The sequence below is a fragment of the Petrotoga sp. HWHPT.55.6.3 genome, assembly GCF_002895495.1.
GTDB classification, from domain to species: domain Bacteria; phylum Thermotogota; class Thermotogae; order Petrotogales; family Petrotogaceae; genus Petrotoga; species Petrotoga mobilis.
Genome location: NZ_AZRJ01000015.1, coordinates 42477 through 65304, shown reverse-complemented (window position 1 = coordinate 65304; position 22828 = coordinate 42477). Strand labels below are relative to the sequence as shown.

The 22828-nt window shown below is 34.2% G+C and carries 18 protein-coding genes and 1 tRNA gene; 16 read left to right on the top strand and 3 right to left on the bottom strand.

Going from position 1 to position 22828, the window contains the following annotated elements:
* The 10 genes from X926_RS06280 to X926_RS06235 all read left to right on the top strand — a co-directional run.
* A partial coding sequence (locus tag X926_RS06280) for a 50S ribosomal protein L25 (RefSeq protein WP_233186699.1) occupies positions 1-728 on the top strand: 728 nt, incomplete at its 5' end.
* A 3-nt stretch (positions 729-731) separates the two neighbouring features.
* On the top strand, positions 732-1307 hold the full coding sequence (gene pth, locus X926_RS06275) for an aminoacyl-tRNA hydrolase (protein ID WP_103065440.1): 576 nt from the start codon (positions 732-734) through the stop codon (positions 1305-1307).
* 28 nt (positions 1308-1335) lie between these two features.
* Entirely contained in the window at positions 1336-2751 is a 1416-nt protein-coding gene (locus X926_RS06270) for an Rne/Rng family ribonuclease (RefSeq protein ID WP_103065439.1), read from the top strand.
* Between the two features lie 43 nt (positions 2752-2794).
* Positions 2795-4030 carry an SBBP repeat-containing protein gene (locus X926_RS06265; RefSeq protein WP_103065438.1) on the top strand — a complete coding sequence of 412 codons (1236 nt, stop codon included), beginning with the start codon at positions 2795-2797 and terminating at the stop codon, positions 4028-4030.
* A gap of 36 nt (positions 4031-4066) precedes the next feature.
* Positions 4067-5149 carry an AAA family ATPase gene (locus tag X926_RS06260; protein ID WP_103065437.1) on the top strand — a complete coding sequence of 361 codons (1083 nt, stop codon included), beginning with the start codon at positions 4067-4069 and terminating at the stop codon, positions 5147-5149.
* A gap of 1 nt (position 5150) precedes the next feature.
* Positions 5151-6335, top strand: coding sequence for a VWA-like domain-containing protein (locus tag X926_RS06255; RefSeq protein ID WP_012209249.1), 1185 nt, complete (start codon positions 5151-5153; stop codon positions 6333-6335).
* Positions 6336-6353: 18 nt separating this feature from the next.
* Positions 6354-6740 (top strand): YbaB/EbfC family nucleoid-associated protein, encoded by a 387-nt coding sequence (locus tag X926_RS06250; protein WP_012209248.1) that lies wholly within the window; start codon positions 6354-6356, stop codon positions 6738-6740.
* 98 nt (positions 6741-6838) lie between these two features.
* On the top strand, positions 6839-7843 hold the full coding sequence (gene gap, locus X926_RS06245) for a type I glyceraldehyde-3-phosphate dehydrogenase (RefSeq protein WP_012209247.1): 1005 nt from the start codon (positions 6839-6841) through the stop codon (positions 7841-7843).
* Between the two features lie 69 nt (positions 7844-7912).
* Positions 7913-9880 carry a triose-phosphate isomerase gene (gene tpiA, locus X926_RS06240; RefSeq protein WP_103065436.1) on the top strand — a complete coding sequence of 656 codons (1968 nt, stop codon included), beginning with the start codon at positions 7913-7915 and terminating at the stop codon, positions 9878-9880.
* Between the two features lie 123 nt (positions 9881-10003).
* Positions 10004-10849, top strand: coding sequence for a GNAT family N-acetyltransferase (locus tag X926_RS06235; RefSeq protein ID WP_103065435.1), 846 nt, complete (start codon positions 10004-10006; stop codon positions 10847-10849).
* Here the strand turns inward: X926_RS06235 and X926_RS06230 are convergent.
* Complete coding sequence (locus X926_RS06230; protein ID WP_103065434.1) at positions 10839-11174, bottom strand: hypothetical protein; 336 nt, start codon at positions 11172-11174, stop codon at positions 10839-10841. The genes X926_RS06235 and X926_RS06230 overlap by 11 nt on opposite strands.
* A 307-nt stretch (positions 11175-11481) precedes the next feature.
* Here X926_RS06230 and X926_RS06225 point away from each other — a divergent pair, with 307 nt between their 5' ends.
* From X926_RS06225 to X926_RS06200, 6 genes are all read left to right on the top strand, one after another.
* Positions 11482-13158, top strand: coding sequence for a peptidylprolyl isomerase (locus tag X926_RS06225; protein ID WP_158245207.1), 1677 nt, complete (start codon positions 11482-11484; stop codon positions 13156-13158).
* A 68-nt stretch (positions 13159-13226) separates the two neighbouring features.
* Positions 13227-13685 (top strand): QueT transporter family protein, encoded by a 459-nt coding sequence (locus X926_RS06220; protein WP_103065432.1) that lies wholly within the window; start codon positions 13227-13229, stop codon positions 13683-13685.
* A gap of 5 nt (positions 13686-13690) precedes the next feature.
* Positions 13691-15079, top strand: coding sequence for a pyruvate carboxylase subunit B (locus X926_RS06215; RefSeq protein ID WP_103065431.1), 1389 nt, complete (start codon positions 13691-13693; stop codon positions 15077-15079).
* A 182-nt stretch (positions 15080-15261) separates the two neighbouring features.
* Positions 15262-16464: a maltose ABC transporter substrate-binding protein gene (locus tag X926_RS06210; protein ID WP_103065430.1), complete on the top strand. Its 1203-nt coding sequence runs from the start codon at positions 15262-15264 to the stop codon at positions 16462-16464.
* A gap of 116 nt (positions 16465-16580) precedes the next feature.
* On the top strand, positions 16581-18335 hold the full coding sequence (locus X926_RS06205) for an ABC transporter permease subunit (RefSeq protein WP_103065429.1): 1755 nt from the start codon (positions 16581-16583) through the stop codon (positions 18333-18335).
* Positions 18335-20947 (top strand): ABC transporter permease subunit, encoded by a 2613-nt coding sequence (locus X926_RS06200; RefSeq protein ID WP_103065428.1) that lies wholly within the window; start codon positions 18335-18337, stop codon positions 20945-20947. Before X926_RS06205 ends, X926_RS06200 begins: the two co-directional genes overlap by 1 nt.
* A 90-nt stretch (positions 20948-21037) precedes the next feature.
* Here the strand turns inward: X926_RS06200 and X926_RS06195 are convergent, their stop codons facing one another.
* Together X926_RS06195 and X926_RS06190 are read right to left on the bottom strand one after the other, a co-directional pair.
* On the bottom strand, positions 21038-22699 hold the full coding sequence (locus X926_RS06195; RefSeq protein WP_103065427.1) for a nucleoside kinase: 1662 nt from the start codon (positions 22697-22699) through the stop codon (positions 21038-21040).
* Positions 22700-22747: 48 nt separating this feature from the next.
* Positions 22748-22822, bottom strand: a tRNA-Gly gene (locus tag X926_RS06190).
* Positions 22823-22828: the final 6 nt, after the last annotated feature.

Below are 22828 nucleotides of genomic sequence, written 5' to 3'. Positions count from 1 at the left end.
GGCGAAGGGGCGCTATATATAACGTTTTTGGAGATATTAATAAAGACAAATGGTTAGGAGGTTATTGTATGGCAACAGTTTTCAAAATGAATGTTAATAGAAGAGATTCAAAGATCAAGGCAAAGAAATTCAGAAATGAAAAATTAATTCCAGCAGAAGTATACGGGCCAGCTTTAAAGGAAAACAAACATATAAATATTCCATATAAAGAACTGGAGAGTATGTTAGAAAAAGTTTCTGAGACTACTTTGATTGAACTCAATGTAAAGGGAGAAGATAGCGAAGAAAAATTCACTTGCTTCGTAAAGTCAGTTCAAAGGCATAAAGTATCTGATCAGCCAATTCATGTAGATTTTTATGTTCCAGAAGAAGGAAGAAAAATGAATTTGAGGATACCTTTAGAATTTGAAGGTGAACCCATTGGAGTTACACAAGGGGGTTATTTAAATACCTACGTTCATGAAATACCTGTAGCTATTCTCCCCTCAGATATCGTTGATTCAATAAAAGTGGATATCTCTGCGTTAAAACTAGGTGAATCTTTATCCGTTTCAGATATTAAAAGTCTTCTTCCAAAAAGTGCAGAATCACTTCTTGAAGACGAAGAACTTGTCATTAGTGTAATTGAACCGAAGTCAGCAGAAGTGACTGAAGAGACGCAAGAAGAAGAAATAACCGAACCTGAAGTAATACAAGAAAAATCAACTCAAGACATGAAGGAAGAATAAAAAGTGAGAAATTTGGTAATAGGTTTAGGAAATCCTGGCCCGCGTTATGTTTTTACAAAACATAACGTGGGTTTTTTAGCTTTAGATAAATATGAAGAAACCAAAAAAAATATATCGAATATAAAAAAAATATCCGGTAAGAACTTTGAAGGCTTTTCTATAGAAAACGATATTTTCATTAAACCGTTAACTTATATGAATGCAAGTGGAGAAGTGTTACCATATGTTTTTAAAAAATTTGGTAAAATAGATGAAAGTTTAGTAATAATTTACGATGATATTTGGTTGAACTTGGGGGAAATTCGTATAAGAAAAAACGGTTCTGATGGGGGACACAACGGATTAAAATCAATAATAGCTATTTTAAAAAGTACCGATTTTCCCAGGATAAGAATAGGTATAAACAATGGATACGAACATGGATCTGGAAATTTGGCAAACTACGTTTTAAGTCCTTTTACGCAAGAAGAATGGACTGTATTGAACAAAGTACTCGATTATGTTACTATTACAATAGACTTGATTTTAGAAGGAAGAATAAACGAAGCGATGAATAAATTTAACAAAAAGATAATTTAGAACAAAGTTGGAGGAAGGAAATTAAGCAATGGACGAAGAAAAGACAATGCTAGTTAGTAAAGCTCTAGAAGAGATCAGAATAGCAATATTGGAAGAAGATAAATTAAGTGAAATTTTTTTCGAGGATTTTGAAACCGATAGAAATATTGGGAAAATCTTCTTGGGTGTGATTGAAAATAGGGTTCCGAGTTTGGAGGCTTTTTTTGTTAATATTGGATTAGGAAAGAACGGTTTTCTCAGATACAGAGACGTTCTTGATGATCCCAATCAATATAAAGTTGGAGATAAGATTCTAGTTCAGGTAAGGAAAGACGGTGGAACGAGAAAAGGCCCTCAACTTTCTATGCAAATAAGTTTGCCTGGGAAATATTTAGTATACATTCCAAATTCTAATGAAAGTATTGGGATATCTAGAAAAATTCTTCAAGAAAAAGAAAGAATAAGATTGAGGCAAGTTGCAAAAAAAATTCTAATTGATAACGAATCTATAATATTTAGAACTAATTCTGAAGGAATCGATGAAAAAGAAGTAGAAGTAGAATTAAGCGAAATGCGCAAAATGTATAACAGTATTTTACAAAGATTTCATTCTCAAAAAAATCCTGGAGTTTTATACGAAGAAAGTGATTTTCTTGAGTATATATTAAGGGAAAGATTGGATTCTAAAACAAAAAAAATAATCACAGATGACAGACAAATTTTTAGAAAACTAAAAAAAAGTTTGAAAGGTTTCGAACTAAAACCCAAAGTTGAGTTTGTAAGAGGAGATGTTTTTCAGATCCACAATATATACCATCAAATGGAAGAGATCTTTACAAAGAAGATAGAATTATCTGGTGGAGGAACAATTACGGTAGATAGAACGGAAGCTTTAACAGCCATCGATGTAGATTCTGCTGGAAATTTAGAGGGGAAGAATATTGAAGAAACTTCTTTTATTACAAATATGGAAGCAGCCAAAGAAATAGCTAGGCAATTGAAATTAAGGAATATTGGCGGTATGATCGTAGTTGATTTTATTGATATGAAGGACTCTTCGCACAAAAAAACGATTATCAATATTCTAAAAGAAGAATCAAAAAAAGATAAATCAAAGGTTACCATATTGGGATTCACAAACATGGGGTTGTTAGAAATTATTAGGAAAAGAACCACACAACCTCTGGATACCAATGTGTATTCACAATGCCCATTGTGTCATGGAACGGGAAAAATCATAGCCCCTTCTCTTGTGCATGGAAGATTGATAAAAGAATTATTGTCCTCCGCAAAGGAAATAAAAAAAGAAAAAATAAAAGTAATTGAAATCAACGCATTTCACAACCTTTCGGGATATTTAACCCCAGCTTTGACTGAAGAACTGGAAAAACAGTTAAACGTAAAATTAGAAGTTTCTTTTAACTGGCTAAATCCCAATTCTTACAATATTAAATACAAAAAATAACTTATTAGCATGAAAGCGGTGAAATATCATTTTAAAGAAAATATTGTTTTTTGCGATAATTACTCTTTCTATCTTTTTTTTCGTTTCTGGAATATATCTCTCTAATTCAAAAACCAATGATACTGTTGATTTTCTGAGTAGCACCTATGATAGCCAAAAGGAGCCTTTAATACAGTATCTTTCAAATACGCAAGAAGTCAACTCAACCAACAGTCAATCTTTTTTCAAAAAGATTGATGAAAATGGGACGTATCTAACTAAAACAATTCAAACAAACAACAATGAATATGTTTCACTGGCTATTAAGGGGAACCAGTACTATTTGTATTTCATAGACGAAGAAGGCAATATAAGAAAAGAAATGTTCATAGAAAGCGGTCAGGTAAGTATAAATGATTTTGTTTTTTTCAATAATACCTTCACTCTAGTGGGACAAAAAAATGGGAAACCTTACATTTTAAATATATCTGATATGGGGGAAATGAACTGGTCTCTTGTCATCAATTTTCAAGGAGCATTAAACACAATAAAGAATACCTCTGGGAGTTACATCGTTGGAGGATGGGTAATAGCAAATGGTAACAGTCAAGCGTACATCTCTGAAATAAACCTTACCGGAAAGAAAATTTGGGAAAACATGTATGGAAGGGATAGAGAAGAAAAAATCGTTGATTTAGTAATTGATAATAACAGAATCATAGCCTCAGGTACGTCTAATTCTAATCCAGAAAAACAAAACGACTTATTAATATTAGAATATAGTAGAGAGGGAATATTAATATTTTCAGATGAATATGGTTATACAACTTTTCACGAAAATCCAAATAGTATAACCCAAGATAATGAAGGAAACATATATATAGGGGGATACATTACTACACTCAACGAACAAGAGTGGAAAGGCTTTATAATGAAGATATCGAAAGATCTTGAACAAAAAGACACTATTGAAGTTGAATACTTTGAAACTTTATCTATAAAATCACTTTCTCGTGTTGAAGAAGTAAAAGTTTATAACAATCAAATTTATTTGTTGGGAGTATGTGTTGACAATTGGCCGGATTATGATCTGTTTTTAAGAATCATAAATCCCAACGGTGTACTAATTGAACAGAAAATCTACGGCACTAACGATCAAGAAATAATCTATTCTTTTGAAATATTGCTTGCAGGGGAAATTTTAGGTACGGGGCAGGTAAAAGATTCAAATAATCAAATTTATCCATTAATTATAAAAACTGATTCATCATACTCAATACCTCAAAAAGAAAAGCCCTAAATCTAAATCATTATCAACGAAAGGAGAATACAACAATTGAAACCATCAACGGTAAAATACCTATCAAAAAAAATAATGGCTTCTGGAGAAATACCTCTCTTATGGGGGCATTTTGGTGTCGGTAAAACGGATATAGCTAAAGAAATAGCTCAAGAGACTGGAAGAGAATTGATCATATTGGTCATCTCTCAGATGGAACCCGGAGATCTAATTGGACTCCCTTCTAGGGACGCAGAAAAAACGGTCTTTTTAAAACCTGACTGGTGGCCTAATAAAGATGAAGTAATAATAATGATCGATGAAATAAACAGGGCACACAGATCGATAAGAAATGCTATCATGCAATTATTGATAGACAGAAGAATACATAATCATATATTACCCGCTGGAGCATGGATCATGGGAGCCGCCAATCCTCCCGATGAAGAGTACGATCAAGTAGATTTGATAACCGATCCTGCCTTCATGTCGAGATTTTTTCATTTAGAATTGTCTCCTGATGTTGACGATTGGGTAAACTGGTCTAATCAAGAGCAAGTAAAAGGTGAAGTTATTTCTTTTATCAAAGAATATCCTGAATATCTTTCTTCCGATAATATTGTATCGATGAGACTCAATTTAAGACCCAGTCCCAGAAGTTGGTATAAATTATCCAACGTTTTATCTAATTTATCTGAAGATGATATGAAAAAATATGGTTACGTCATTGCTGCCTCAATAGTTGGATCCGAAGCAGCTAGATCGTTTTTATCTCATTTGGAAAATAAAGTTGAACTACCAAACCCAAAAGATTTACTAATCGAGGGCAAAAATCTTGAAAGAATCGAGAAATTGACCAATGAAGAAAAAGTAAGTCTTATTTTGAGAATAAATAATTATTTTGAATCATTAAATGAAGAAGAAATGGAACAATTATTATCTGATGGCGATCAAAAAACAATCGCAGAAAATGTAAAGATCATAAGTGAGGTCATACCTAAGGATGCTATGTTCTCCGTATTAAGATTTCTAAACGAAATGGTAGAAAAAAATAAAGGATTAAAAAAAGCCTTTTACGACAAACTTTTGGAAGAAATTGCCATTAAACTAGGAGATTCCACTTGGATGGAAGGAATTTAGAATGGATGATATACTTCAAAAGGCTTGGATTGAACTGGAAAAAGAAAGCTTATTTTTTTCTTACTTGAGGATGAATTTTGATTCAATGCCAACCACTTCAGTAAGAACTATAAAGGTTTCAATAACAGCTCAAGGGAAATTTAGATTGTTGTATAATCCAAACCGTTTAAAAAATATTGGTTTAATATTAACCAAAGGAATTTTAAAACACGAAATTTACCATATAATTTTTGGACATATATTCATAAAACCTAAAAACAAAAGGGAAAGAGGTATTTGGGATTTAGCAATGGACGCAGCGGTAAACCAGTATATCAGAGAATTAGATGTATTTGCAGAACCTTTAGATGTAATGGTAGCCGAAGGACATGCCCCAGACAACGAATTCTTTTTTGTTACCGCTCCCATGAACCTCTTAAATAAAACGGCAGAAGAATACTATAGATACGCAATGGATTTGTTGGAAAAAAACAAGATGATCGATATAGAAGAGATATTAGAAAAAAGAGAGAACAATCTTGACTCACACGACTTTTCATCAGATATTCCAGAAGAAATGGCTTTTGATATCGTAAGTGAGTTTGTTACAAAAGCTTACGACAAAAGCAAAGACAATCTTCCCGATGGTATAGAATTAGCAGTTTCTCTTATGGTAACAAAACCTTTCTTTAACTGGGAAACAATGTTAAGAAGATTTTTTGGTAGTTCTATTATCGTTGAAAAATATAGGACCCTAATGAGACCAAATAGAAGATATGAGGATCAACCAGGTTGGAGATCAAAAATGGGACCAAATATTGCAATAATCATCGATACAAGTGGTTCCATTATAGAAGAAGAATACAATGCTTTTTTCAGTGAAATAGAAAATATTGCAAAATCTCTCGGTGGAAAAGTAACCCTAATTCAAGCAGACAGTCATATCCAAAATATTATGACCTATCACAAAGGGAGCTGGAAGGAACTAGTTTTAAAAGGTAAAGGGTCAACTGACATGCAACCCGCAGTTGATTACGTTGAGGAAAATTTAAGACCAGAAGGCATAATCATATTCACAGACGGTTGGGTTGAAGTACCAAATGTACAAAGGAGGATCCTCTTTATCTTGTCAAAAAAACACAACCCCGATTTTATAAATAATGTGATAGAATATTATGGAAAGAACAGTATTGCAATTATCAGCTAACCGTTAGGAGGAATATTTATGGCCAAAAAAATGAAAAGTTTAGGTGGAAGATCTCTTTCTAAAAAGACCGGCAGCAAAACCGATATGAACAAAATGCTTCAAGAAGCGCAAAGGGCACAAGTTGAAATGCAAGAAGAACTAGATAAGCTGGATGAAGAGTTATCCAACGTTGAAGTAGAAGCCACCGCAGGCGGGGGTGTAGTAAAGGTTGTGGCAACATGCGATATGAGAATAAAAGATATAGTTATATCTGAAGAAGTTGAAGATGAAGATATAGACACCTTAAAAGATCTTATAATAGCTGCTTCAAATGAGGCGATAGAAAAGGCTAGCAAACTTAAAGAGGAAAAAACTAACGAGATTTCACAAAAATTCTTAGGAACTCTGCCTAACTTTGGGGCTTAAAAAAATTAACTTTTTCTTTTCAAAAAAGCATAATTTCATGTGTACAATAAAAGTAAGAGAAAAAAATAACAAACAATTTAACAGGAGGTGTTTTATAAGTGGCAGTTAAAATAGGGATAAACGGTTTTGGGAGAATAGGTAGATTAGTTTTTAGGCAGTTAGTTGAAAACCCAAACTTTGAAGTAGTGGCGATAAACGATCTTACAGATTCAAAAACTTTAGGGACACTTTTAAAATACGATTCCGTTCATGGAAAATTCAAAGGAACGGTGGAGGTAATTGATAGCGGTTTAAAGGTCAACGGGAAAGAGATCAAGGTTTTGGCAGAAAAAGATCCCGCCAACCTCCCATGGGGTGAATTAGGTGTTTCAATAGTTATCGAATCTACAGGTGTATTTGTAAGTAAAGAAAAGGCTTCTGCACACCTAAAAGCTGGTGCTAAGAAAGTTATAATCACCGCTCCAGCAAAAGGTGAAGTAGATGCAACGGTAGTTATGGGAGTTAATGACGATGTAATCACTCCTCAGATGGAAGTTATTTCAAACGCATCTTGTACAACCAACTCAATTGCACCAGTTATTAAGGTACTAAACGACAAATTAAAAATTAAAAGAGGTTTGTTAACCACCGTTCATTCATTTACAAACGATCAAAGGGTTTTAGACTTACCTCATAAAGATTTGAGAAGAGCAAGAGCAGCATCTCTAAATATTATCCCAACGACAACCGGGGCTGCTAAAGCTGTTGGATTAGTAATTCCAGAACTAAAGGGTAAGTTAGATGGAATGGCTTTGAGAGTTCCCACTCCAGATGGATCTATTAGTGATTTAACTGTAGAAGTGGAAAAACCAACAACCGTTGAAGAAATAAACAAAATGATGAAAGATGCCGTAGAAAATGAATTAAAAGGTCTCTTTGAATATAGTGAAGAACCAATTGTTTCTTCTGATATTGTTGGTTCAACTGTTGCGGGAATATTCGATGCTACATTAACTAATGTAATTGATGGAACTTTTGTTAAAGTGTGTGCCTGGTACGACAACGAAAATGGATACTCATCAACCGTTGTCAAATTGACTGAAAAATTAGCTAAGATGCTGTAATTGCAATCAAAAAGAGGGGATTTAATCCCCTTTTTCTTTAAAAGAAATGTGAATATAGGGGGTGTCAATATGGAAAAATTAACTATAAAAGACGCAGATCTTAAAGGCAAAAAAGTCATAATGAGAGTTGATTTCAACGTTCCTATAAAAGATGGAAAAATAACCGATGAAACAAGAATCTTAGCCGCTCTTGACACAATTCAATACGCCTTAGACAAAGGAGCAAAAGTAATATTACTATCTCACTTAGGCCGTCCCAAAGGTGAAAAGGACCCTCAATTTTCTCTAAAACCCGTAGCCGATAGATTAGGTGAGCTATTAAATAATAAAGTTTATTTTGTAGATGAAACCAGAGGACCAAAAGTTGAAGAAGCTGTTTCAGAGTTAAAAGAAGGTGAAGTATTAGTTCTTGAAAATACAAGATTTGAAAAAGGTGAAACAAAAAACGATCCTGAACTGGCAAAATATTGGGCTTCTTTAGCTGATCTTCATGTTAATGATGCTTTTGGAACGGCTCATAGAGCACACGCTTCAAATGTTGGAATCGCGGACTATATACCAAGTGTTGCAGGATTTTTGATGGAAAAAGAGATCCAATTTTTACAAAAGGCCGTTGAAAACCCTGAAAAACCGTATGTAGTAATCCTGGGTGGTGCTAAAGTATCCGACAAAATAGGGGTAATAAATAATTTGTTAAATAAAGCTGATAAGATTTTAATCGGCGGAGCAATGATGTTTACTTTTTTAAAAGCTTTAGATAAAAAGGTTGGTTCTTCATTAGTAGAGGAAGATAAACTCGATGTTGCAAAAGAAATTCTAGAAAATGCTAAAGCAAAAGGCGTTGAGATTGTTTTACCTATTGATGCCGTTATCGCTCAAAAAATAGAAGCAGGTGTTGAAAAGAAAACCGTAAAAATAGAGGATGGAATTTCCGAAGGTTGGATGGGCTTAGATATAGGACTTGAAACCGTATCTTTATTTAAAGAGAAAATTTCTGATTCCAAAACGATCGTTTGGAACGGTCCTATGGGAGTTTTTGAAATAGATGATTTTGCTTTTGGTACCGAAGAAGTAGCAAAGGCAATTGCAGAAGTAACTAAAAAAGGTTGCATAAGTATTATAGGTGGAGGAGATTCTGCGGCTGCGGCAGAAAAATTCGGTTTGGCTAGCGAATTTTCACACGTTTCAACTGGTGGAGGAGCCTCTTTAGAGTTTTTAGAAGGTATAGAATTGCCAGGTATCTCTTCAATATCCGAAAAAAAAAATCTGAATGAAAGAATATTCATTCTTGCTGGAAATTGGAAGATGAACAAGACAAACGCGGAAGCAGCTGAATTTGTCTCAAAACTAATAGGACAGATAAAAACTCAAGATAAGTTTGAAGTTATTGTTTGCCCGCCTTTCACAGCTCTTGAAAAGGTAAGGGATATCACAAGTACTTCTAGTATAAAAGTAGGTGCCCAAAATGTTTATTACGAGGATAAAGGTGCTTACACAGGCGAGATCTCAGTTAATATGTTGAAAGATATAGGAGTGGAATATGTTATTCTTGGTCATTCTGAAAGAAGGCACATCTTTCAAGAAAGCGATGAACTCATAAACAAAAAGCTCAAAAAGGTATTAGCATCAGGTTTAAAACCCATACTGTGTGTAGGTGAACAGCTGGAAGAGCGTGAAAAGGGTTTAACGTTCAACGTTGTAGAAAGACAGATTAAAGAAGCTCTTTATGGTTTAACAGAAGAAGAATCAAAAAAGATCATAATCGCCTACGAACCCGTATGGGCAATCGGAACAGGCAAAGTAGCAACACCCAACCAAGCTCAAGAAGTTCATAAGTTTATCAGAGACCTTTTGAAAGATATCTTCAATGAAGAATTCGCTAAAAAAACTACAATACTTTATGGTGGAAGCATAAAACCAAACAATTATTTGGGCCTTTTTGGTAAACCAGATATAGACGGCGGTTTAGTTGGAGGTGCCTCATTAACACAAGAATTTGTAGAGCTTGCCAATATTATGAAAGAAATCATAGAATAAGCCACCTTACAGGGTGGCTTTTTTTCATATTTTTCTTTTTTTATGTTAGAATTGTACATAGTAGAGATTTCGTAAAATTGGGACAATATGGTTTGATCTGTGAAAAGGAAGGAGGGGGGAACGATGATTACTTACGAATCACTAAAAAATGTTTCAACGAGCGTTGTTATCGAGCTCGTAAATGAAGTATTTAAAGACTATGTTTTCCCAGTCAATTGGAATTTAGAAAGTTTTGAAAAAGATGTGAAAGAAAACTCTATTTCCATAGAAGATTCTTTTATAGCTCTTTCTGACGGCATACCTGTAGGTTTTAGTATTATATCCATACGAAAAGATATTGGAAGAATCGACTCATTTGGAGTAAAAGAAGAATTTAGAGGAAAAGGGTTGGCTTCTGAAATCATCTTTCGAACAATTGAAACATTAAAATGGAAAGAGATAAAGAAAATAATCTTAGAAGTTGCCCAAAGTGATTTAAGGTCTATAAGATTTTATAATAAGCATGGTTTTAGGGCAACAAGGGAGCTGGCTTCTTTTTTTAAAGAAAAAGATAACTCATCAAATGCTCATTTCAAATACGAACAAACTACTTCAGATGTAATCCATGAAATGGCAATAGAAGCAAAATTTAGATTTAAGAGAAAACCAAATTGGCAAAGAGAACCTATAACCATAAAACTTAGTGAAAACAGATACAACTATGAAATCATCTCCGACAACAATAAGAAATGCGGCTATGTTGTGTGGGGATTCAACAAAGATAATTGTTACATAGTCGATGCCTCCCCTGTTGAAGAGGGTTACACCTTCGACGCAATAATTGAAGATATCTCATCTAAACTTTTTGAAATAAAAGATAGAATTGTTTTAGTCTCAGTTCCAGAAGATGATCCGTTGTACAAAGCTTTAATTGACAATAATTATTCTATATTTATAAAACAAATAGAAATGGAAAGAATCATTCATTGATTAATTTAGGCTCTATTTCAACAAATTCATCGATATTCAAATTGTCGTTTATAGATACGAAATAATAAGATTTATAACTTTCTTTTGTCTCTAATTTCACGTTATGTTTTTCTTTTCCAGCCTCAAGTGTAAAAATAAGCTCATTTCCATTTTTTATTAGATCGTGAGATAATAACTTTTCACTAGTAGATTTTAGAGCGTATAAGACAAAAAATAGATGTTTGTTTCCTCTTTTGTAGCTAATTTCAGTTTCTAAATGAGGCAGTTGATCATTAAATTTGTGGTATAAAGTTTTCATTATCAGTTTCTCTTTTAATGGAATCAATACAATCCCTCCCTCCTTTAGGTAGGTTAATTTACTCTTAACTAGAAAGTTATATAATTTTCATTCTATTATACCACATATAAAAGAATCAGCCAAATTTTCTAGCATAATTTTTAAGCTTCTTTTAATTATTAACAGTTATCATGAAAGTATTGCTATTCCTTTCCTTATTGGTGGGGAGCGGCGGAAGGGCAAAAAACTCCTTTTCCTTATGGGCGGGCTGCGGGGCGAAGGGGCGCTAAAACAGGCTTTAGAGTTTTTGAAGTCAGTATATCGTATAAAATTATCAAATCAGAGGAGGTCCAAGATGAAAAAACTTTTAGTAGTATTTGGTATTCTAGTAATTCTCTCTGTATCAATATTCTCAGAATCAGTGGCATATTTAACTTCACAGGATGGGGAACAAATTCACGAATCTTATTTTTTGGAATTGGATCAATTGATGGGGGAGTATCACAATACATTATTGAATATGTTGAGTCAAAACCCCCAATACGATCAGTATTTTAACAAACCATTAGATCTAATAAGTATAACTGATGTTTTAATGGAATACAAAGCCATGGAAAAGTTTTTAAACGATAATGGGATAACGTTGGATGCAACGAAAATTTCCCAAGAAACAGATCAGATGTACAGTCAATACATGGGAAATGAAAGCACAAAGCAAATTTTCTTAATGTTTTTTGAAAAAGAAGAATATTTTCGTGGTTTCGTTAGCAGCCTAGTGTATAGAAATGAGGTAATTAACGAATTAAGAAATTATTTTTCCAATTTCTCAGAAGTAGAACTATCAACCTATGTTTCGGATAACCTAGAAAATTTCAAAAACGAATTTGATACAGTTAAAATCAGTAGAATTGTAACAGTAGATGAAAGTACAGCCAATAACCTTAAATCTGAGATATTGCAAAATAATATCTCTTTCACTGACGCAGCTTCAAAAAACTCTGTAGACGCTCAAACAGCATCAGTTGGTGGATTGGTTGGATGGGTAAAACGTGGAGATATTTCTGAAAATATATTTGAAGCTTCACTCTCTTCAACTCCTGGAGAAATAATCGGTCCATTAAGTTCTCCGTTGGGATATGAAATAGTGAGAGTTGAAGACAAAAAGATATATGAAACAGCGGATGAGTTATTAGTAGACGAAGATATAAAAAGTCAATTGACTGCTAGTTATGTGGATTATCAGATCAACAATTGGTACGGGCCATACATATCTAACTACGATTTTGTAATTTCATACGAACCCTTGGATATAGCATACGATATTTATTATGCGCAATCTTTTGAAGACTTAGCAAATGTTGAAAAGAAGTACCGTGAAGCTATATTAAACGATAATGAGTTACCTGAAGAATGGTATGTCTCTTATATTTTCACTGTGGAAAATCTACTTCCTATGAAAATTTCTCAAAAAAATGATTTTGAAAGCTATTTGAATATAGCTCAATCCTATCCAGAATTTCTAGGATATAGCAACGATGAAATAAATAATCAAATTGAATATTATACCCAAATCAAAGACACCGCCGAGTCGACAGATCTCCGTAACGAAGCCTCCCAAAAAGAATTTGCTTTAAGGGAAATTGCATATTTACAAGGTACCTATGGAGTCTTCACAGAGCCAGAAATTCAGAGCAAATACAATGAATTAACAAACGATGTAGAACAAATGAATGTAGCCTTGGAAAATTCTCTCGTGGCATTAAGAGAAGTGAATCCAGATTCCATAGAGATTATAGGAAGATTATATCAAGTAAAACCTGACGATCCTAATGTAGCTTTTGACTATTATGCAACTGTTTACTCCTACATTTTAGAGTATTATAATTCAACAGGTGACATTGAATCTGTAAGACAAGATTTGGAAACAATAAAAGGTACCTTAGATTCATTAAATACAGAAAGCCTTGATGAAGAAAGATCTAATCAAAGGCAGCAAATACTCGAGAATATAGATCTACTTTTAAATCAATAAAAACTTTAATTTAAAAATAATCTGGTAGAGTTGAAATACTTTACCAGATTTTTCATTTTGGAGGAGATATGAGTTCAATAAGGATCGTTAGAGCCTCTTTAATAGCGGCATTATATGTTGTTCTTTGTATTATATTTCAACCTATCAGTTTCGGCCCTATACAGGTTAGAATTGCTGAGGCTTTTGTGGTTCTGACTTATCTTGATCCTGCATTTATTCCAGGAATCTACGTAGGTGCACTGTTAGCAAATATAATAGGTGGTTTGGGTGCTTGGGATATCTGGTTTGGAAGTTTATTGACCTTGATAGCAGGAATTATAACTTGGAAGATGCCAAATGAGTATTTAGCTCCTCTTCCTCCCGTATTAATTAACGCCTTTGGGGTGTCTGCTTATGTCGCCCCATTGTATGGAGTACCGTATTTCTTTTCTGTACTTTGGATAGGAGTCGGAGAAGCTGTTGCAACGTATATTATAGGGCTTCCAATTTTAAAGATTTTTAAAAGAAATTTTTACAAAAGGAGTTGAATAAGATGAATAAAAAACCATATATAGTTGATACAACTTTAAGAGACGGGCAACAATCTTTAATAGCAACGAGATTAAAAATGGATGATTTTGAAGGTCAATTGACAGACTTCGATCAAGTTGGCTATTATTCTATGGAAGTATGGGGTGGGGCTACTTACGATTCATGCATAAGATACCTCAACGAAGATCCATGGCAAAGGCTAAAAACCATAAGAGCGAAATTAAAAAATACCAAAATCCAAATGCTTCTAAGAGGGCAAAATTTAGTTGGATACAGAAATTATGCCGATGACGTGGTAGAATTATTCGTTAACAAAGTAGCTGACTACAGCATGGATATCATAAGGGTTTTCGATGCTTTAAACGATATTCGTAACTTGGAAAAGTCTATAGAGGTTGCAAAAAAAAGAAATATTCATGTTCAAGGAGCTATATGTTACACCGTTAGTCCCGTTCACAATCTGCAGTACTATTTAAATTATACAAAAGAATTAGTGGAAAGAGGCGTCGATTCAATTGTTATAAAAGATATGGCGGGATTGTTAAAACCAAAAGATGCCTATGATTTGGTAAAAGAAATCAAGAAGAAATTCAACATCCTTGTTGATATTCATTCTCACGCAACCACTGGTCTTGCTTCTATGGCTTATTTCGCTGGAGTAGAAGCTGGAGCAGACATTCTGGATTTAGCGTTGAGCCCTTTTGCTAACGGTACCTCAGAACCAGCGGTCGAACCTTTTGTCTACACCTACGACTTAGATCTAGATACAAAAACAATAATGAAATTGGTTGAATATTTTTGGAAGGTAAGGTCGAAATACAGTGAGTACGATGTCAAGATGGAATCAATAGATGCCAGAATATTAAATGCTCAAATCCCTGGAGGTATGCTTTCTAATTTAGTTTCTCAACTAAAGTCACAAAAGGCTGAAGATAAATTAAGCGATGTTCTACAAGAAGTACCTAAGGTTCGAAAAGATTTAGGATATCCCCCTTTGGTAACCCCCACTAGTCAGATCGTAGGAGTTCAAGCTGTTTTAAACGTATTAACTGGTAAAAGATATTCAATGATAACTAACGAAGTAAAAAATTATTTGAAAGGTCTGTATGGAAAACCACCTGCCCCAGTAGACGAAGAATTATACAAATTAGCATTAGGCAATGAGAAACCCATAGACTATAGACCAGCAGATGATTTAGAACCTGAGCTAGAAAAAGCGAAAAAGGAAATAGGCATATTGGCTCAGAATGATGAAGATTTATTGACCTACGTTTTATTCAAAGAAGTTGGTAAAAAATTCTTGAAAAATAATTACGTTCGTTCACTTAACATTGACCTAAACCTGGCAGAAAGCTTTCAGAATGAAGATACAGCAATTTATCCTATTTAAATTTTTGAGAAAAATATCGAAAAACTGAGATTTTTGCTCTTAATCGGAAATAATTCTTGATAATCACCTTTAACCGGATTTAATCGCCAATAATCCCGATTTGAAATTGTATCCTTTTTTGTTATAATTAGTTTAGTAAAAACGTTTCCATAAAGAAAAAACACTCAAAAGGGGGTATTAAGATGAAAAAAGGCTTAATTTTAACTTTGGTAATGTTAGTAGGAGCACTTTCACTTTTTTCACAAACTTTAACCGTGTGGTCTTCTGAATTGCAAGTTGACTTTATGAGAAGGATCGGTCAGGAGTTTACCCGGGACACTGGTATAGATGTCGAAGTGCAAATGGTTAATTTCGGCGATATCAAGTCAAAATTCCTAACCGCAGCACAAGCAGGAGAAGGTCCTGACATAATAGTTGGAGCTAATGATTGGGTTGGAGAATTAGCATTAAATGGTTTACTTGAACCTATTCCAAAATCTGCCATTGAACTTGACAAATTTGCTCCGTCAGGAATTCAAGCTTTCTCCTATGAAGGTAAGTTGTATGGATTGCCCTACGCTATTGAAGCAGTTGGATTATTATACAACAAGGATTATGTAAGCGATGATGAAGTTCCAACAAGTATAGACGAGCTAATGGCTTTAGCAAAAGAATTAACAACAGATGAAACGGTTGGTTTCGCTGTTGTTCCTAACGATTTTTATCAAACCTATGGTTTCTTTAGCGGATACGGTGCATATGTTTTTGGATACGATCCTAAAACTGGTTACGATATAACCGACATCGGATTGAACAATGAAGGAGCTATAAAGGCCGGATATCTTTTGAAGAGTTTCTTCGACGAAGGTATAATGCCTCAAGGTATGAACTACAATATTATGGATTCCATGTTTACAGACGGGTTAATTGCGATGATGATAAACGGTCCATGGGCTGTAAAAACATATTTAGATGCAGGTATAGACTTTGGCGTAGTCCCATTAACAAGCATAGAGGTTGAGCCAGGTAAAACGATGAAACCATTTGTTGGTTCGCAAGGATTGATGATCAATTCTAGATCAGAAAATAAGGCCTTTGCTATGGAATTTGTTATCAATTACTTGGCAACAGCTGAAGGTATATATCAATTTTATATAGCTGATCCAAGAGGTCCTTCAAGATTGGATGTAGCCAAAATAGTAGACGAACAAGGTGGACCAGTTCCTGTAGAAATGGTTGCAGCATTCACAGAAAGCGCAGCAGGCGGCATACCCATGCCTAATATACCTGCAATGCAATCTGTATGGCAACCTATGAGTGATGCTCTTAACAACATTATTAACGGAACACAAACACCAGAAGATGCTCTTAACGATGCCGTATCGAAGATAAAAGCTGCTTTGTAATAAATACCTTTAATTGATCTTTATAAGATTAAAAGATATTAATTTTTTAACCAACAAAAAGGGGAGGGTAACTCCCTCTCCTTTTTTTAAAGCACAAATTTATGGGAGGGCGGTTCATGAATAAGTTTACTAAGTTTTTAATTTGGATATTCATTGGGGTATTGAATGCACTTCTTGTATGGGCAATACTTCTTTTATTCATACTTGCCAACTATGGATTGGGCGTAGTTATAAGTATTTTTCTTGTTTTGACGGATTGGGCGATTTTTTCTAAAAAAGCTTACCCATACAGGTATACGTTACCTGCTCTATTTTTTCTCTTTGTTTTAACTATATATCCAATTTATTATACAATAGATACCTCATTCACCAATTACGGTACGGGACATTTATTCACGAGAACCAACGCTATAGATACTCTTCTCACAGATCCAACGTACTACTTTGAACCAGAAGATCCTAAAACATATGATTTCAAAGTATTTGTAAGATACGATGAACAATACAAACCAACCGAAGACTTTTTATTACTTTTATATGACGAAAACAATATGTATTTATCTGAAAAACCCGTAACTTTAGAATACGATTCAAGAGGTAACCTAATATACGCAGAATCTGAATTGTTCCCAGTCGAAAATGACGAGGTAAACGTAAACGATACAACTTACACACTAATACGCCCCACTGAGAGTTTAGGAACCACTGGTAGTGATTCAATAATAGCCATTGAAAAAGATAGTGGAATCAGATACTCTTATTTTTACTCTCCTGTTGATCCACTTACCTCTACAAATTCAGCATTTTACAATTCTGTGCTGAGACAGAATTATTTAAAATCTTTAAATTTGGTATTGCAAGATCAAAATCTACGTCTCTCCAGTTCAACAGTATTCAGAAAGTTCTCGGAAGCCTATAGAGTTTACGATACATCGGTTAAAGTTATAGTTGACGGAGAAAGAGAGATATACAAAACGGTTGTAGTAAACACCCTAACCAACAAAGAATTAGTTGAAAGAGACTCAGCCTTTTGGGATTACAATGAGAATGGGGAATTGTACAGATTGATGGGATACAAAGACTATATAGGTGGGGAAAACTTTGCAAAAATAATAACTGATCCTAGAATCTCTGGACCATTTTTTAAAATTTTTGGTTGGACTTTTGCCTACGCAGGTTTAAGTGTTTTGTTTACTTTCGTAGTAGGACTCGCATTTGCCTTAGTGCTAAATGATGTAAACCTAAAAGGAAAAATAGTTTACCGTACTTTATTGATAATCCCTTGGGCGATACCTGCCTTTATTTCTGTTTTGGTTTGGAGAAATGGATTTTTCAACGAAACGTACGGAATCATCAACAAATTCATACTTGGAAACTTAGGAATAGAACCCGTAAAATGGTTGAACGATCCATTTTGGGCAAAAGTTGCGATTTTGATAACCAACACTTGGCTGGGATTTCCTTACATGATGACTATAAACCTCGGTTCCTTACAAAGTATTCCAGGGGAGCTATACGAAGCAGCAGTTATAGATGGCGCAACCAGATGGAAACAATTCAGGCAGATCACGTTACCGCTTTTAATGGTTGCTGTTGCACCGTTGCTCGTTATGAGTTTTGCCTTCAATTTTAATAATTTTACACTTATATATCTACTTACAGGTGGTGGACCAGCAATGGCTGGAACTAATACCCCTGCAGGTTCGACTGACATTTTGATCTCATACGTGTATAAATTAGCCTTTGAAGGATCACAGGGTCAAGATTTTGGTTTTGCCTCTGCTATTTCTATGATCATATTCGCAATAATAGCCGTGTTTAGCTACTTTAACTTTAGATTCTCGGGTTCCTTTGAAGAGGTGAGTAGATAATGGCAATGATCGAAAAGAAAAATTACACTTTAAGGCATATCATACTAATAATCTGTATTGTAATCATACTCTTTCCCCTTGTATGGTTGATTTCTACATCGATAAGAAGAGATAATGCTGCTTTTTCACCAAAACTGTTTTCGAACAGATTGACTGTGAATAATTATAAGGATTTAATCCTTCAAACTCCAAATGTCCCAGAATTAATAAATGAACTCAATGCTCTAAGTTCGTACATTGGAGAGTATAGTGGACTATCTACAGCAGAAGCACAAAACAAAGCAACGAAGTACATAACCAGCTTGGAAGAATACTTTGCCGAAACCCAAAAGAACTTTGATGATTTAGAAAGCTCGTATGATGAAATATTTACAATTTACGAAACTCAGTATAAAGACCAGTTTTATAACGAGATAAACAACATAAGAAAAGAAGATTATCAAACCTTCCAAGAAGAGTTAAACACAGTATTAAGTCTATCCCAAAGCATGAAGATAGACGTTGACACTACGCAATTGCAAACATTGTTAACTGAGTATTTTACTCAAAGAAAAGAAATAATAACTAACTTGGAAAACAGTTCTTTGAATAAAGACAGCAAATACTATATAGAAACAGTAAATACGATACTACAAATACCTCTTAAAACTTCTGCTTGGAGGGTAAGAACATATAGGAGATGGGTGCAAGAAGAGCCCGAAGCTGAAAGGTTTGAGGAAAGCATTTTATCATTGTCTGAAAGATGGAGTTCAATTGAAACAGAAATAGAAAATATCCAAAATAGTATTCAAATTCAAACCAACGAATTATACGGGGAGTCTATAAATCAAGTATCTCAATTAGAAGCAGAATTAAACGATATAAACTCACAAATATCCCAAATCAATTCACAACAGGCACTTTTAGAAAGGCAAAATAGTGAAATATACAACAGCCTATCTGCTCTTTTTGATATATTCATAGTAGAAAAAGAAAGATTAGATGCTGCCTATAACATATTAAGTAGACAAGACTTAACGAATGTAGAAGGAAAGACTCCTTTATTTGGGGAAGATAGATCTTTTTACGATAACGTTCAAAAATTTTCGCAGGCAATTCCTTCAGCTTACAAAGATTTAAATTCTATAGAAATGTTCATAGAAAATGGATTTGTAGAAACGCTCGAGCTTTTCACCGAAGTTTATCTATTTCTAAGCGATAATTTCACAAAAATATACGCTATAAGAGATTCAACATCAATTTCACCGAGCTATCAAGCTGCAAAAAGCTCAACTCTAAAACTCTCTGAAAACATAGACGAATTGCTCCCATTAACATCACAATACAATGCAAACACTCAACAGTTAGCACAATACAGTGCTCAATTAAATACTTTAAGAGAGCAAAAAAACGAAATTCAGACCACGCTTAGTCAGATTCAACAAGAAAATGAAGAGATTTTAACTAACTTAGAAAAGGTACAAAATCTTCCTTTTTTGTTGGTTTATATGGAAAGTTCCGACCAAGAAATAAGTAACAACTTTGAATCGGTGAATTACGCATCTTTCATGAGCTCGAATTATTATCCATATTTCAAGCCGGATCGTAACAGATACGTATTAATGAATTGGTACAGCAACCTATTGGAATCTAAGCAAAGATTTGACACTGGAAGAGAAACGCTGACGGTTATCCAAAATCAAATGGAAGAAAACCTTAATATATTCAAGACCAATCTCAATGAATACCTTACTTTGAATCAAGGTGGTAACGTAACTACTATAGTACCGCTTTCAGAGATTCAAACACTTTACAACACACAATACGGTAAGGCTTCGGCTGATATAGCTCGTGCTTCAAGGATAGTTAGTGATCTATCCAATTATACAGAATACTCCGAGTTAAAGTCCAAACTTAGGAATATTGATAAAGATCTTTACTTGTTGCAAGAAGATTGGTCAGCAAAAGTAAGGAAACCATTCATGCGCTGGCTTCTAAATTCCATAATAGTAGCCGGTATAACCTCAGTATTAACAGTTTTAATAACATCGGTTGCGGCTTATCCATTCTCAAGGATGAGATTTGTAGGAAGAAAGCAGGGATTATTCTTCTTGATGATAATTCAGATGTTCCCAGGAGTAATGTTTATGATTGCGATTTATGGCATATTGAAATTTATGGGTGATAACTTTGGAGTATTTGGTTTGGATTCCTTGGATGGATTGATCTTTGCATACATGGGAGGAATTGCATACAACATGTGGTTGTTCAAAGGTTACTACGACACTATTCCAGACTCTTTGGAAGAATCTGCAATGATCGATGGTGCTACAAGGTTCCAAACCTTTTGGAGGATTGTTTTGCCTCTATCTTTACCAATAATAGCGGTTGTTATGATACTTACCTTCATGAACATATTCAACGAGTTTGTCATGGCAAGAATAATATTACAAAGCGAAGCAAATTATACCTATGCCGTTGGATTACAAACCTTCTCCACAGGACCTTATGAAACAGAGTGGGGATTGTTCACCGCAGCCTCGCTATTGGGTGCAGTTCCGATGATTATTTTATTTTTGTCTCTCCAAAAATGGATAATAGGAGGATTAACACAAGGTTCTGTAAAGGGTTAATATTTATAAGAAAAGAAAAAGGAGACATGCAAATCACATGTCTCCTTTTTTTTAACAAATTACTGGGGCTGCCCGCCCACCTTTTTTAAATCAATATCTAAAAGCACTTTTGCCTATGAATTCTCTTATTATTGAAGTTTTGGGTATTTCTTCGAGTTCTGTGATTGGAAGAAAGTAATCCAAAAATCTCAGTAACCTTTTAGCTTCTGTATATTCAGGATGAAAGTTATCAATGCTTAGCAATAAAGGTTCTGCAAATAATTTCAAAACAGACAGCTCGTAAACTAGGTGAGAATTGAACATAATGTCTGCTTCGTCCTGAAAAGGAAATATGTTTTTATGTTCGCCTTTCACAACCGAAGGCCAAATTTTTAATGTATCTTCGGCGGAATAACCTCTAAAGTAATAATCCCTCACTAACCTTCTTATAAGTCTAGTATCCGTTGTAGGAATTCTATCCATACTGTCTAAGTTCATTTGAGTTAAAGAACTCACATAGATTTTGAATTTTTGGTCTTTTGAAATAGAAGCGGTTAAAAGCTCGTTCAAACCATGTATTCCTTCTATAATAATAGGTTGATTTTCTTTTATTTTCAAGGGTTCATCTCGCCAAAATCTTTTACCAGTTTTGAAGTCGAATTTTGGGAGGGTAACTTCTTTCCCGTTTATCAGATCAACCATTGTGTCATTAAACAATTCTAAATCTAACGCATTTATGCTTTCAAAGTCGTAATTACCATTTTCATCCCGCGGGGTCTTCTCTCTTTCCAAGAAAAAGTCATCCAACGATATTGAAATAGGCCTTAATCCATGCACTTTAAGATGTAAAGCAATTCTTTTGGCACTTGTAGTTTTCCCTGAAGAAGAAGGTCCAGCTATCGTTATCAGTCTTACACTTTTTCTATTCACTATTTCATCAGCTATCTGTGCATATTTTTTTTCGTGTAAAACTTCTGCTACTCTAATTATATCTCTTACTTTTTCGGCACCTTGAGAGATTATGGAGTTTAATTCTCCTACAGTTGTTATTTCCATAATGTCCAACCAGTTTTTGTATTCTTCGAAAGTTGCAAATAATTTTGGTGAATAACTATAATCTGGAACAAAGTTGTGAAAACTATTTGTGGGGTGAATTATAACGAAACCCTTTTCTACCTTTTTCAATTTGAACTTATTGACATATCCAGTTGAATAAGGAAGATATCCGTAAAAATAGTTAAAATATTTATCAGCATAATATATATTAACGGTACTTTTCTTTCGGTATTTGAAAAGTAAGGCTTTATCTTCTTCTCCTATATCCGTAAACATTTTTATAGCATCGAATTTATCAATGGTTTTCTTTTCAAATACTATGTCTTTTTCAATGATTTCTCTCATCTTGTTTTCTAGTAGCAATAAATAATCTTCCGAAGGTTCTCCAGATTTAAATTCGCAATACATGGCATCGTTGAGAGTGTTATTTACATAGAACTTATCTTCTGGATTGATTTCTTTTAGGGCAATATACAAAACAAAGAAAAGCCCTCGCCTATAAATACGCACTCCATCGGGTGTTGTAATGTCGCAAAATTGTATACTTCCACTTTTAGGAACTTTGCTGAACAATTCCTTAATGTCGTTGTTGAATTTTACGTATAAAACCATTTTTCCAGAAGATTTCTCGAATTTTTTAGCTATATCAATGAATTTGGTGTTTTCATCTGCGTAGTATACTTGTCCAGATTCAACATCTGTCAGTTGAAAACTCATTTTAACTTTCTCCTTTCAGAAAATGAAACCCGGGTTTAACCCGGGTTTTGGAGCGGATAATGGGATTCGAACCCACGACCCCTTGCTTGGCAAGCAAGTGCTCTACCGCTGAGCTATATCCGCACTGAT